Source organism: Trinickia diaoshuihuensis (genome assembly GCF_003390925.1).
GTDB lineage: Bacteria > Pseudomonadota > Gammaproteobacteria > Burkholderiales > Burkholderiaceae > Trinickia > Trinickia diaoshuihuensis.
This window is the reverse complement of the sequence record NZ_QUBS01000087.1, coordinates 225,803-238,388: the sequence shown is the minus strand read 5'-3', so window position 1 is coordinate 238,388 and position 12,586 is coordinate 225,803. Positions and strand designations below refer to the sequence as shown.

Annotated in this window: 9 protein-coding genes; 7 read left to right on the top strand and 2 right to left on the bottom strand. The window is 66.0% G+C overall.

Going from position 1 to position 12,586, the window contains the following annotated elements:
* Nucleotides 1-25: 25 nt before the first annotated feature.
* The 5 genes from DXT59_RS25655 (at nucleotide 26) to DXT59_RS25635 (ending at nucleotide 4,012) form a co-directional block, all read left to right on the top strand.
* Nucleotides 26-1,582: a protein adenylyltransferase SelO gene (locus tag DXT59_RS25655; RefSeq protein WP_116140507.1), complete on the top strand. Its 1,557-nt coding sequence runs from the start codon at nucleotides 26-28 to the stop codon at nucleotides 1,580-1,582.
* 158 nt (nucleotides 1,583-1,740) lie between these two features.
* The gene (msrB, locus tag DXT59_RS25650; RefSeq protein WP_116140505.1) at nucleotides 1,741-2,184 is read left to right on the top strand and encodes a peptide-methionine (R)-S-oxide reductase MsrB; all 444 of its coding nucleotides are present in this window, start codon (nucleotides 1,741-1,743) and stop codon (nucleotides 2,182-2,184) included.
* Nucleotides 2,185-2,285: 101 nt separating this feature from the next.
* Nucleotides 2,286-2,822 carry a septation protein A gene (locus tag DXT59_RS25645; RefSeq protein WP_116140503.1) on the top strand — a complete coding sequence of 179 codons (537 nt, stop codon included), beginning with the start codon at nucleotides 2,286-2,288 and terminating at the stop codon, nucleotides 2,820-2,822.
* Nucleotides 2,819-3,136: a BolA family protein gene (locus DXT59_RS25640; RefSeq protein WP_116140501.1), complete on the top strand. Its 318-nt coding sequence runs from the start codon at nucleotides 2,819-2,821 to the stop codon at nucleotides 3,134-3,136. Before DXT59_RS25645 ends, DXT59_RS25640 begins: the two co-directional genes overlap by 4 nt.
* A 96-nt stretch (nucleotides 3,137-3,232) precedes the next feature.
* The gene (locus DXT59_RS25635) at nucleotides 3,233-4,012 is read left to right on the top strand and encodes a peptidylprolyl isomerase (protein WP_116140499.1); all 780 of its coding nucleotides are present in this window, start codon (nucleotides 3,233-3,235) and stop codon (nucleotides 4,010-4,012) included.
* 87 nt (nucleotides 4,013-4,099) lie between these two features.
* On the opposite strand, the gene purL is transcribed toward DXT59_RS25635, so the two are convergent.
* Nucleotides 4,100-8,170, bottom strand: coding sequence for a phosphoribosylformylglycinamidine synthase (purL, locus tag DXT59_RS25630; RefSeq protein ID WP_116140497.1), 4,071 nt, complete (start codon nucleotides 8,168-8,170; stop codon nucleotides 4,100-4,102).
* A gap of 330 nt (nucleotides 8,171-8,500) precedes the next feature.
* On the opposite strand from purL, the gene DXT59_RS25625 reads away from it, so the two are divergent.
* Nucleotides 8,501-9,790, top strand: a complete 1,290-nt coding sequence (locus DXT59_RS25625) for an FAD-dependent oxidoreductase (protein WP_116140495.1) — start codon at nucleotides 8,501-8,503, stop codon at nucleotides 9,788-9,790.
* Between the two features lie 55 nt (nucleotides 9,791-9,845).
* On the top strand, nucleotides 9,846-11,447 hold the full coding sequence (locus tag DXT59_RS25620) for an NAD(P)H-hydrate dehydratase (protein WP_116140493.1): 1,602 nt from the start codon (nucleotides 9,846-9,848) through the stop codon (nucleotides 11,445-11,447).
* Between the two features lie 32 nt (nucleotides 11,448-11,479).
* Here the strand turns inward: DXT59_RS25620 and DXT59_RS25615 are convergent, their stop codons facing one another.
* Nucleotides 11,480-12,337 carry a lysozyme inhibitor LprI family protein gene (locus DXT59_RS25615; RefSeq protein WP_162878242.1) on the bottom strand — a complete coding sequence of 286 codons (858 nt, stop codon included), beginning with the start codon at nucleotides 12,335-12,337 and terminating at the stop codon, nucleotides 11,480-11,482.
* Nucleotides 12,338-12,586 lie beyond the last annotated feature (249 nt).

The following is a 12,586-nucleotide window of genomic DNA, read 5'->3' as shown; positions in this document are numbered from 1 at the left end:
ATCGGGTAACCCAGAGGCCCTCAATATGTCGTTTTCCCCAGGCGTTGCCGAACTGTCGGCAAGCATCTCGTCGCTAGCCGACGCGTTATCGATCCGCCGCCCCGGCGCTTTCGCCGCGCTGGGCAGCGCCTTTCACACCCGTTTGCCGGCGGCGCCGTTGCCCGATCCTTATGTGGTCGGCGTGAGCCGCGAGACCGCGTGCATGCTGGGGCTCGATCCCGCGATCGCGTCCGAGCGAGGATTCGCCGAACTGTTCGCGGGCAACGCGACGCGCGAATGGCCGACAGAGGCGTTGCCGTACGCGTCCGTCTACTCGGGTCATCAATTCGGCGTGTGGGCCGGGCAGCTCGGCGACGGCCGCGCGCTCTCGCTCGGAGAACTGGAGCACGCCGGCAAACGCTTCGAGCTTCAACTAAAAGGCAGCGGGCGCACGCCGTACTCGCGCATGGGCGACGGCCGCGCCGTTTTGCGCTCGTCGATCCGCGAATTTTTGTGTTCCGAGGCGATGCACCACCTAGGCATCCCGACGACGCGGGCGCTGTCGATCATCGGCTCCGACTTGCCGGTGCGCCGCGAGGAGATCGAGACGGCCGCCGTCGTGACGCGCGTCGCGGAGAGCTTCGTTCGTTTCGGCCACTTCGAGCACTTTTACGCCGCCGACCGCGCCGGCGAGTTGCGGGCCTTGGCCGAGCACGTCATCGACCGCTTCTACCCGGCTTGCCGCGAAGCCGAGGATCCGTTCCTCGCCCTGCTCGGCGGCGTCGTCGAGCGCACGGCGAAGCTCGTGGCGCAATGGCAAGCCGTCGGTTTTTGCCACGGGGTGATGAACACCGACAACATGTCGATCCTCGGACTGACGATCGACTACGGCCCCTTCGGTTTCGTCGATGGATTCGATGCGGGCTACATCTGCAATCACTCCGACACGCAAGGCCGTTACGCCTACCGGATGCAGCCGCAGATCGCTTATTGGAATTGCTTTTGTCTCGCGCAAGCGCTGCTGCCGCTCCTAGGCGAGCGTTACGAGGAAGCCGCGCGCGCCGAGCGGTCGGTGGCGGATGCGCAAGGCGTGCTCGAACGTTTCAAGGACCACTTCGCACCCGAACTCGAACGGCGCTTTCAAGCCAAGCTGGGCTTGACGACGCTGCGCGAGGGCGATCCGGCCTTGGTCGACCGGCTGCTCGCGCTGATGCATGCGAGCCGCGCCGATTTCACGTTGACGTTCCGGTCTCTAGCCCGCGTCTCCAAGCACGACGCGAGCGGCGACGGACCGGTGCGCGACCTCTTCCTCGATCTGCCCGCGATCGATGGCTGGCTGGCCGATTACCGCGCGCGTCTCGCAGCCGAGCCGATCGACGATGCGGCTCGGCGCGAGGCGATGAACCGCGTCAATCCGAAGTTCGTTTTGCGCAATCACCTCGCGGAGACGGCAATCCGCCGAGCGAAGGAAAAAGACTTTTCGGAAGTCGAGCGGCTCGCGGCCGTTTTACGCCGCCCTTTCGACGAGCAGCCCGAAAACGAGGCCTATGCGGCGCTGCCGCCGGAGTGGGCCGGCTCCCTCGAAGTGAGCTGCTCGTCGTGAACCGAGCCCGTTCGCCGCTGTCTCGTTCTGTCCGTGCCGAGCCGCGCTTTGCATCCGAACGCGCGCCGGCAACGTATTAGCCGATGCAGGGGCCGGCCGATGCCACTCACCCGGCGCGCCACGCGCTGCGCCGTCATCGTTAAACGGAGACACATCTCATGAACGAACGTCCGACTGCTTTCACCGATTCCTCCGACGCCTCGCGCGATGCCTACGAGGTCAAGAAGAGCGATGAGGCTTGGCGCGAACAGTTGTCCGACATCGAATACGAAGTCACGCGGCATGCCGCGACGGAGCGCCCCTTCACGGGCCGCTATTGGGATCATTGGGAGGGCGGCGTCTACGACTGCGTCTGCTGCGGCACGCCGCTGTTCGAATCGTCCACGAAGTTCGACGCAGGCTGCGGCTGGCCGAGTTACTTCAAGCCGATCAACGGCGAGGTCATCGAGGAAAAGACCGATCGCTCGCACGGCATGCTGCGTATCGAGGTGCGCTGCAAGCAGTGCGGTGCCCATCTCGGCCATGTATTCGAGGACGGCCCGGCGCCGACCGGCCTGCGCTACTGCATCAATTCGGCTGCGCTACAATTCGAGCCCAAGTAGCGCCCATCGCCTTTGCCTCGCCGCGCCGCGCGCGGCGATGGGCGGGCGCCTAGGCGCCGGGCGCGCCCCGTCCATCGACGCTTTCGGACTCTTCGGCCTTCATGAAATTTCTTTTCGATCTTTTCCCGATCATCCTGTTTTTCGTCGCATTCAAGCTCTGGGGCATTTTCACGGCCACGGCCGTCGCCATCGCGGCAACGCTCTTGCAGGTCGCCTGGGTCGCCTTTCGGCACCGCAAGGTCGATCCGATGCTCTGGGTCAGCTTGGGCGTGATCGTCGTATTCGGCGGCGCCACGCTCGTATTGCACAATCAGAAATTCATCCAATGGAAGCCGACCGCGCTGTATTGGCTCTTTGCCGTCGGCTTGACCGTGGCGCGTTACGGTTTCCGCAAGAACGTCATCGAATCGATGATGGGCAAGCAACTCACGTTGCCGCATGCGGTCTGGGACAAGCTGAACATTGCCTGGGCGCTGTTTTTCGTCGCGCTCGGCGTGGCCAATCTTTATGTCGTCGGCAACTTTACCGAGGCGCAGTGGGTCAACTTCAAGCTGTTCGGGACGACGGGCGCGATGATCGTCTTCATCGTCATCCAAAGTCTTTGGCTCGCGAAATACATGAAGGAGGAGGAGCAATGAGCACGTCCTTCGAATTTCTCGATGCCTCGCCCGACGCGCGCATCGCGTTTATCGAGGCTCGCCTTGGCGCCGCCCTTTGTCCCGAATCGGTCGCCGTGCGCGACGATAGCGCGCAGCACGCCGGTCATGCCGGCGCCGCGGCCGGCGGGCATTACACGGTGACGATCGTGGCGGCCGCGTTCGCGGGTAAGCCCCGCGTGGCGAGGCATCGGCTAGTGTATGATGCGCTGGCCGACGTGATGCAACGCGGGATTCATGCGCTTGCGATCATGGCCTACACGCCCGAGGAATTTGCGCGGCTACCCGGCGCGTGAGACTTGCATCGTCGCAGGGTTGAACCTCTAGCGCCTCCTTCGCGGAGGCGCGCTGACTGAACCGATTCATTTCGACAGGAACGCTAGGAACTTCCGATGACCCACAAAAAGACCCGTCTCTGGGTGATGCTGGCTGCTTTCGCTGCCGCCCCGGCTTTCGCGCAGAACATCGCCGTCGTCAACGGCACGGCCATTCCGAAATCGCGCGCCGACGCGCTTGTGAGCCAACTCGTCAAGCAAGGTCAGCAAGACACGCCGCAACTGCACCAAGCCGTTCGCGACGAACTCGTCAATCGCGAAATTCTCATGCAAGAAGCCGTGCGCGAGGGCATTCCGAATCGCCCCGACGTGAAGGCGCAAATCGCGGTGGCTCAGCAAAGCGTCGTCTTGCATTCGCTGATCGAAGACTACGCGGCGAAGAACAAGCCGACCGATGCCGAAGTGAAGGCGCGCTACGACGACCTCGTCAAGCAAGCCGGCGGCAAGGAATATCACTTGCATCACATCCTCGTGGACAACGAGCAGCAAGCGAAAGACTTGATCGCGAAGATCAAGGGCGGCGCCAAGTTCGAAGATCTGGCCAAGCAGTTCTCGAAGGATCCGGGATCGGGCAAGAACGGCGGCGACCTCGACTGGGCGAACCCGCACACCTACGTGCCTGAATTCGCCGCCGCGGCCGAGAAGCTGCAGAAAGGCCAGATGACGGATGCGCCGGTGCATACGCAATTCGGCTGGCACATTATTCGTGTGGACGATATCCGCAACATCACCCCGCCGCCGCTCGATCAGGTCAAGGGCCAAATCGTTCAGCAGATCCAGCAAGAGAAGGTGCAGGCGTTCGAACAGAATCTGCGCGCGAAGGCGAAGATTCAGTAAGTCGCCGCCGCCGGTCTTTAACGACACGGCTAGCTGGAAACGACAATGCCGCCCGAGGGCGGCATTGTCGTTTTAGGGCGCCGGGATTTATCCCAGCCAACGCCGCGCGTTACGGAACACGCGCATCCACGGACTCGCCTCGCCCCACCCTTCGGGGTGCCAGCTCATCGTCACCGTGCGGTGGACGCGCTCCATGTGCGGCATGAGGACCGTGAAGCGGCCGTCGGGCGTCGTGACGGACGTGATCCCGTGCGGCGAGCCGTTCGGGTTGAACGGATAGCGCTCCGTCGCTTCGCCATGATGGTCGGCAAAGCGCATCGCCACGGCCACGCGCGAGGCGTCGCCCTGCTGCGAGAAGTCGGCGAAGCCTTCGCCGTGCGCGATCGCCACCGGAATACGCGAGCCTTCCATACCGGCAAAGAAAATCGACGGCGACGATTCCACGCGCACGAACGAGAAGCGCGCTTCGAACTTCTCCGACTTGTTGCGCGTGAACTTCGGCCATGCGTCGGCGCCCGGAATCATCGAGGCCAAGCTGCTCATCATCTGGCAACCGTTACAGATACCGAGGGCAAACGTATCGGCTCGTCCGAAGAAGGCCGCGAACATATCGGCCAATTGCTGATTGAACCGGATCGTCTTCGCCCAGCCTTCGCCGGCACCGAGCACGTCGCCGTACGAGAAGCCGCCGCAGGCCACCGCGCCCTTGAAGTCGGTCAACGTGGCGCGGCCCGACAGCAGATCGCTCATATGGACGTCGTAGGCGTCGAAGCCCGCGCGATCGAATGCGTACGCCGTTTCCAGATGCGAATTGACGCCCTGCTCGCGCAAGATGGCAATGCGCGGACGCGCGCCGACGTTCAAGAACGGCGCCGCGACATCCTCGTTCGGATCGAACGTCAGATGCGGCGTAATGCCGGGATCGTTCGCGTCGAGCAGCATCTCGTACTCGGCGTCGGCGCACGCGGGATTGTCGCGCAGACGCGAGATGCGCCAGCTCACTTCGCTCCATGCGCGATGCAACTCGGCGCGCGGCGCCTCATAGATCTTCTTCGCGTCGCGATAGATTTCGATGACGTCGCGTTCGTTGAGCTTGCCGATCACATGCGAGCAAGCACCCAGCCCCTGTTCGCGCAGCGCGGCCAGCACGGCATCGCGATCGGCGGCGCGCACTTGAACGACCGCGCCCAATTCCTCCGAGAACAGCGCGCGCAAGGTTTGATCGTCGCGCCGGCCGCTCGTTTGCTTCGCCCAATCCTTCGCATCGCCGTAGTCGAACTCGTGCCCGGCATCGAGCGTGAGCATGTCGACGTTCAGCGATACGCCCACGTGCCCCGCGAAGGCCATCTCGCAGACGCTGGCCCAGAGGCCGCCGTCGGAACGGTCGTGGTACGCGAGCAGATGGCCGCTCGCATTGAGCGACTGGATGGCCGCGAAAAAGCGTTTCAAATCCTCGGGATCGTCCACGTCGGGCACGCTATCGCCCACTTGCTGCGTGACCTGCGCGAGGATGCTGCCGCCGAGGCGGTTCTTGCCTCGGCCGAGATCGATTGCGATCAAGACCGAATCGCCCACCTCGTCGTGCCGGCGCAACTGCGGCGTCAAGTGGCGGCGAACGTCTTCGACGGGCGCGAACGCGGAGATGATCAGCGAAACCGGTGCGACGACTTCCTTCGCCACGCCTTGCTCGTCCCACTTCGTCTTCATCGACAAGGAGTCCTTGCCGACGGGAATGCTGATACCGAGCGCCGGGCACAGTTCCATGCCGATCGCCTTGACGGTATCGAACAGCGCGGCGTCTTCGCCGGCCGTGCCGCAAGCCGCCATCCAGTTCGCCGACAGCTTGAGCTTGTCGAGCGAGGCGATCGGGGCGCTAGCGATATTCGTGATGGCTTCGCCCACCGCCATGCGGCCCGACGCCGGGGCGTCGATCACGGCGAGCGGCGTGCGCTCGGCCATCGTCATGGCCTCGCCGCGGAAGCTCGCGTAATCGGCCGCCGTGATCGCGCAGTCGGCCACCGGCACTTGCCATGGTCCGACGAGTTGGTCGCGCACGCTCGTGCCGCCGACCGAACGATCGCCGATCGTGATCAAGAACGACTTGCTGGCGACCGTCGGATGCTTGAGCACCGAGACGGCGACCTCGGAGAGGGCGAGGCCCGTGACGTCGACGCTCGCACGCTCGGCGGCGACGCGCGTCACATCGCGATGCATGCGCGGCGGCTTGCCGAGCAGGACATCCATCGGCATATCGACCGGATACGCGGCCTCGCCTTCGGCTTGCGCATCGATCAATTGCAGTTGCCGCTCCTCGGTCGCGACGCCCACCACGGCGAGCGGGCAACGCTCGCGCGCGCAGATCGCCTCGAACGCCGGCAGATCGGCCGGCGCAATGGCCAGGACGTACCGCTCCTGCGCCTCGTTCGACCAAATTTCGCGTGGCGACAGACCGCTTTCCTCGAGCTGCACCTGGCGCAGTTCGAAGCGCGCGCCCTTGTCCGCGCCGTCGACGAGTTCCGGGAACGCATTCGACAGACCGCCCGCCCCGACGTCGTGGATGCTCAAGATCGGATTGTTCGCGCCGAGCTGCCAGCAGGCGTTGATGACTTCCTGCGCGCGCCGTTCGATCTCAGGATTGCCGCGCTGGACCGAATCGAAATCGAGTTCGGCCGTATTCGCGCCCGTTGCCATCGAACTGGCCGCGCCGCCGCCCATGCCGATGCGCATGCCCGGACCGCCGATCTGCACGAGCAGCGAGCCCGCGGGCAGATCGCGCTTATGCGTATGCCCATCGGAAATATTGCCGATCCCGCCCGCGATCATGATCGGCTTGTGATAACCGCGCACTTGACCGCCGACGTTTTGCTCGTAGACGCGGAAGTAGCCGCCTAGATTGGGGCGGCCGAATTCGTTGTTGAACGCGGCGCCGCCGAGCGGCCCGTCGATCATGATCTGCAGGGGCGAGGCGATGCGGTCCGGACGGCCGTAGGCCGCGTGCCGCTCGTTCGGATTGCGCAGCGCAGGCGGTTGCGCGCAATCACGCGCGTTCTCCCACGGCTCGATCGCACCGGGCAATTCGAGGTTCGACACCGTGAAACCGGTCAGGCCCGCCTTCGGCCGCGCGCCGCGGCCCGTCGCGCCCTCATCGCGGATTTCGCCGCCCGCGCCCGTCGCCGCGCCCGCGAACGGCGAAATCGCCGTCGGGTGGTTGTGCGTCTCGACCTTCATCAACGTATGCGTGAGCTCGACGTGGCGCCCGTAGTGCTCGCCGAGCGCGCCGCTCGCGCCCGCTGGGGCCGGACGCGGGAACCAGCGCTCGGCCGGGCCGCCTTCCATGATCGCCGAGTTGTCCGAGTAGGCGACGATCGTGCCTTGCGGATTGAGCTTCTCGGTGTTCTTGATCATTTGGAACAGCGAGATGTCTTGCGCCTCGCCGTCGATCGTCCATTGCGCATTGAAAATCTTATGCCGGCAGTGCTCGCTGTTCGCCTGGGCGAACATCATGAGTTCGACGTCGGTCGGGTTGCGGCCGAGCTTGGAGAACGCATCGACGAGGTAGTCGATTTCGTCGTCGGCCAACGCGAGCCCGAGCTCGCCATTGGCCCGCTCGAGCGCCGCGCGGCCGTGCGCACGGATGTCCACGGTCGCGAGCGGCTTGGCCGGCAATTCGTCGAACAAATGCCAGGCCTCCTCACGCGAGGCGACGACGCTTTCGGTCATGCGATCGTGCAGCGCGGCGGCCACGGCCGCTCGCGCCTCGTCGGACAGCGCCTTCTTGCCGCCGAGCAGCCCCGTTTTCAGCACAACCGTGAATTCGATGCCGCGCTCGATGCGGCGCAGGTGCTCGAGGCCGCAGTGGTGCGCGATATCGGTCGCCTTGCTGGCCCACGGCGAGACCGTGCCGATGCGCGGCAGCACGAGGAACGTTTCTTGGGCGCCGCGCACCTCGCCGGCCGCGAACGGCTCACCGTAGTGCAAGAGCGCCTCGATCCGCTCGTTGTCCTGCGCCGAGAGCGGCGTGAGCGCGTTGACGAAGTGCAGGTACTGACCGCGCACGCCGACGATGTTCGAGTCGATGCGGGCAAGCGTTTCGAGCAGGCGGGTTTGACGGAAATCGGAAAGCGCCGAAGCACCGGGGAAGCACGAGAAGTGGGCCATGGAAGGACGTAGGCGTCGATGTGTCGCGCATCGCGCGGTTCGCGCGCGTGTGCCACGACGTGAGGCGAAAGGAAGACCGAGATTATACCTGGAACTCGGTCCCCCATAGGCGCCTGTAAGCCACCCGGTCGGGCGTGCGCACCACGTCCGCATGGTTTTTGCACCGTTTTGCGAGTCATCCGAAACCGTTTGGCGCTATCATGCGCGGTTTGCCTCATCCCGCGCTCGATATGCGAGCGCCACGGCCTTCGCCTTGCGTTTCGCGTTGGGCACGGCGCTTGCCGCGCCCTTGCGCCGTGGCTGTCCGCAGTGCACCGTACCAGCTCATTCATGGATGTCATCGTCATCGGCGGCGGAATCGTCGGCGTCGCCACCGCCTACCAGCTTCGCGCCGCCGGCCACCGCGTGTGCGTCGTCGAGCGCCATGCGACGGTCGCGCAAGGCGCCACCTACGGCCACGGCGGTATCGTACTGCCCACGCCGCTCGACGCCTGGTTCGGCCCTACCTTCCTCGGCACCCGCCGCGGCGTGGTCTACCGGCCCGGGTTCAACTCGAGCGCGCGCCGCTTCGCCCGTCAGCTCGCCCGCCTGCAAGCGCCCGACGCGTTCCGCGAACAATGGCTGCGGCTGCGCCCGCTCGTCGAACTCTCGCGCGAGGCGATCGCATCGATCGAAGCCGGCTTTCATCTCGAATTCGAGCAGCGCGAGGGCGTGCTGCACGTCACGCGCCAGCCGCGCGAATGGGAGCAGGCGCAAAGCGCGCTCGACTTGCTCGGCGAATTCGAGATGCACCACAACGTGCTGTCCGCCGCCGAGTGCGCCGAGGCCGAGCGGTCGGTGCCCGCGGAGCCCGCTTTTGCCGGCGGCGTGCTGTTCCCGCAAGAGCGAACGGCCAACTGCCCCCTGTTCACGAAGCTCGTGAAGCAAGTGCTCGACGAGCAAGGCGGCGTTCAGTTCCTATTCGGCCGCGCCGTCGAGGCGATCCGGCTCGAGAACCAGCGCGCGGCGGTCGAACTCGCGCCCGCGGAGGGCGAGCGCGCGAGCAGCCGCGAGGTCGATGTCGTCTCGTGCGATGCGATCGTCGTCGCGGCCGGCGCGGGCACGAAGCCGCTGCTCGAACGGTTGGGACTGTCGCTGCCGCTCTACCCGATTCGCATGCTTTCGCTGACGGCACCGATCGCCTACGAGGAATGCGCGCCGCATATGACGGTCGTCGATTCGGTGCGGCGCGTGTCGATGACGCGGATGAATCAGCGCATTCGCGTGGCCGGCGCCGGCGTGCTCCAACCGGAGCGCGAACTCGCCAAGCCGCTGGCGGAATCGGTCTTGGAAGCCGGCACCGCATTGCTCGCGCAGGCGACCCACGATTGGATTCCCGGGGCCGCCAAGATTTCGGCCGCGCATGCCTGGGAAGGGGTGCGCCTGCTCTCGCCCGACGGTTTGCCCGTGGTCGGCAACGCGCTTCATCCGCGCCTGTTCGTCAACGCCGGGCATGGTCCAGCCGGTTGGGGGCTTGCCTGCGGCTCTGCTAAAGTGGTCGCTGATCTCATCTCGGGTATGCCGCCGAGCGTGCCGCCCGATACGCTGGCGGCGTTGCGCGCCGAGCGGTTCGCGACCTGAGCGTGCGCCGGCCCGGCCGGCGCGGGATGCGGGATCGCCACTCATCGCGCCGACCATGACCCACGTTCTCGCTTCGACACCCCTGCCGCCCCCGCTCGTTTCGCCGGCGGATCGGCCGCTTGCCCTATTGACCGTTGCCGCGCTGCGCGACTTGGAAATGCAAGGCGCGGCCGGCTTGCCGGCGCACACCCTCATGGCGCGCGCCGGTGCCGCGAGCGCCCAATATCTGCTCGAACGTGCCGCCCATGATGGCTCGCTCGCGACCGAACACCCGGTTTGGATCGCCGCCGGGCCTGGTAACAATGGCGGCGACGCCCTCGTCGCGGCTACCCGTCTGCGCCAAGCCGGCATCGCGGTCGAAGTGTGCATGCCCGTCGAAGTCGGGCCCGACGATGCCCGCTGGGCGCTTTCGGAAGCCCGGGCCGCCGGCGTGGCCATCTCGCATGCGCCGCCCGTCTCGCTCGAAGCGTATGGCTGGATTGTCGACGGCCTTTTCGGTATTGGATTGACTCGCCCGCTTGATGGCGTCTTCGCCGATCTTGCCGCGCGTATGAGCCGGCGCGCGGTCAACGGAGGACGCGTGCTTGCCCTCGACGTTCCGAGCGGGCTCGATAGCGATACGGGGAATGTCGTCGGGGGTGGCGGCGCCGTGCGCGCGACTGAAACCGTGACGTTTCTTGCCGTGAAGCCGGGGCTTTATATGCTTCACGGCCGCGACTTGGCAGGCGTTGTAACGCTCGCGCCGCTCGGCGTCGAGTCCCCCGATGCGGATCCCCTAACGAGGCTTAACGCGCCGGCGCTGTTCGCCGCGCATTTTCCGGCTCGCACGTTCGCGTCGCATAAGGGCACCTATGGGAGTCTGGCCATCGTCGGCGGCGATACGGGCATGTGCGGCGCGCCGATCCTCGCCGCGCGCGCGGCTCTGCACGCGGGCGCGGGCAAGGTTCATGTCGCCTTTATCGGCGCAGGCGCCCCGCCTTACGACCCGCCGCACCCCGAATTGATGCTGCACCCTCCGGGCTCGCTCCGCTTCGAGGCAATGGATACGCTTGCGATCGGCTGCGGCATGGGTCAGAGCCCCGGCGCTGTATCGGCGCTTGCGCGAGCGCTCGCATGCGAGATGCCCCTCTTGATCGACGCCGATGCGCTCAACCTGCTCGCGCGCGAGACCGCGCTAGCCGATGCGCTGGCCGCCCGCCACACATCGGGAGCCAAGGACTCGGAGCGCGCAGCCCGCAGCATCCTGACGCCGCACCCGCTCGAAGCGGCGAGGTTGCTGGGATGCAATGCGTCACACGTTCAGCGCGACCGCTTGGGGGCGGCACGCTCGCTCGCCGATCGCTTGCGCGCGGTCGTCGTCCTCAAGGGGGCCGGCACCGTGATCGCGTCGCCCGACGGCCGGACCGCCGTCAATCCGACCGGCAGTGCGGCGCTGGCAGCCGGCGGCACGGGCGACGTGCTCGGCGGGATCATCGGCGCGTTGCTGGCGCAGGCGCTGCCGAGCTATGAAGCGGCCCTGGCCGGCGTTTATCTGCATGGGCTGGCCGCGGATACGCTGACGGCCGCGGGCCGCGGTCCCGCCGGACTGACGGCCGGCGAACTGGCCGGCACAGTGCGCGAGTTGCTCAACCGCTTGATCTATCCCGCGCGCGATTAAGCGAGCGCGGGCGAGCGCCGGCACTGCCTCGGCTACTTGGCTGCCGTCGCGGCAGACGGACGCTCGAGGATCTGTCCGTTCATATACGCGAAATGACGCTCGCGCGGCACGGTCGGCGGCACGGCCATCGGTTCGTCGGCATTACGATCGAGATAGCCGACGACTAGGTCGTCGCCGTTGATCGCGATCGAAACCGGTTGAATCCGGTCGCCGATCTTGAACGTCGTACCGCGCCCGTCGTCGAACGCCAACGCCACGTAATAGAACGTTCCGCTGCCCCCCCCTTGTTCGGATAGGAACACGGCCACGGCGTTGCGGCCGCCGAGCTTGCCGGCCACGTGCGCGGGCGGCTCGACGATATGCGTGATCTCTTGCGCCGCCGAATCGGCCGCCGCGCTCTGCGTATGCTGTCCCTCGAGCAGGGTGACGTCCCGGTCGTCGACACGGTAGATCGCGTTCTTGTAGTCGATCGAGGGCGCAGACGGCTCGCTGTGCGTTGCAGCCGCAGGTGCCGTCACCGTCAGCTCCAGATGCGAGAGCGCGCTATCGTGCAACGCGTCGATGCGGCGTTGGTAAGCCTGCGTCAGGCATGCGGCTTGCGCACCGCAAGCGTCGCGCGTGTCGCGTTGCCACTTTTGCTGTTCGGTCTGCAGGCCGTCGCGAAACGCATGGTAGGCATTCGTCTGCGCGGCCGGTTTGGCCTCGAGCAACAGCGAGTAGTAGACGCTTGCGCGCGCATCGAGCGCACGCAGCGCGGCATTGCCGCATACCATGCGTTCGACCGGCTGGCGCGGTTTGGTGCAGTCGATCTCGACCGTTTGTGCAAACGCGCTCATCGACGCGCACGCGAAAAGCGCCGCGACGGCGGTGCCCAGGCCCATTTTTTTCATTTCGTTCGCTGAAATTGCAGGGGTGAAAAAGATCGGATGATAGCTCGCCTTACGTCCGATGGTCTGGCCGTTCGCCGTGCTGTCGGCGAGCTGTCGGGTGGTTGTCGGCCGACCGTCGGGTTCGCGCGGCATATTGCGCGAGGACCCAGGTGCGGACCACGCGCTCGCTTGCAGCCGGCGCATGCGCGACGCGCACTCGAAACTTCGACGAACCCGATAACGCCGCTATACTGACCGACCTCGGGCGGC

Bases quoted from the DNA above. Each gene is read 5' to 3' on its own strand.
- msrB (WP_116140505.1), top strand. From the start codon at position 1,741: ATGAACGAACGTCCGACTGCTTTCACCGATTCCTCCGACGCCTCGCGC.
- DXT59_RS25615 (WP_162878242.1), bottom strand. From the start codon at position 12,337: ATGAAAAAAATGGGCCTGGGCACCGCCGTCGCGGCGCTTTTCGCGTGC.
- DXT59_RS25620 (WP_116140493.1), top strand. From the start codon at position 9,846: ATGACCCACGTTCTCGCTTCGACACCCCTGCCGCCCCCGCTCGTTTCG.
- DXT59_RS25640 (WP_116140501.1), top strand. From the start codon at position 2,819: ATGAGCACGTCCTTCGAATTTCTCGATGCCTCGCCCGACGCGCGCATC.
- DXT59_RS25645 (WP_116140503.1), top strand. From the start codon at position 2,286: ATGAAATTTCTTTTCGATCTTTTCCCGATCATCCTGTTTTTCGTCGCA.
- DXT59_RS25635 (WP_116140499.1), top strand. From the start codon at position 3,233: ATGACCCACAAAAAGACCCGTCTCTGGGTGATGCTGGCTGCTTTCGCT.
- purL (WP_116140497.1), bottom strand. From the start codon at position 8,170: ATGGCCCACTTCTCGTGCTTCCCCGGTGCTTCGGCGCTTTCCGATTTC.
- DXT59_RS25655 (WP_116140507.1), top strand. From the start codon at position 26: ATGTCGTTTTCCCCAGGCGTTGCCGAACTGTCGGCAAGCATCTCGTCG.
- DXT59_RS25625 (WP_116140495.1), top strand. From the start codon at position 8,501: ATGGATGTCATCGTCATCGGCGGCGGAATCGTCGGCGTCGCCACCGCC.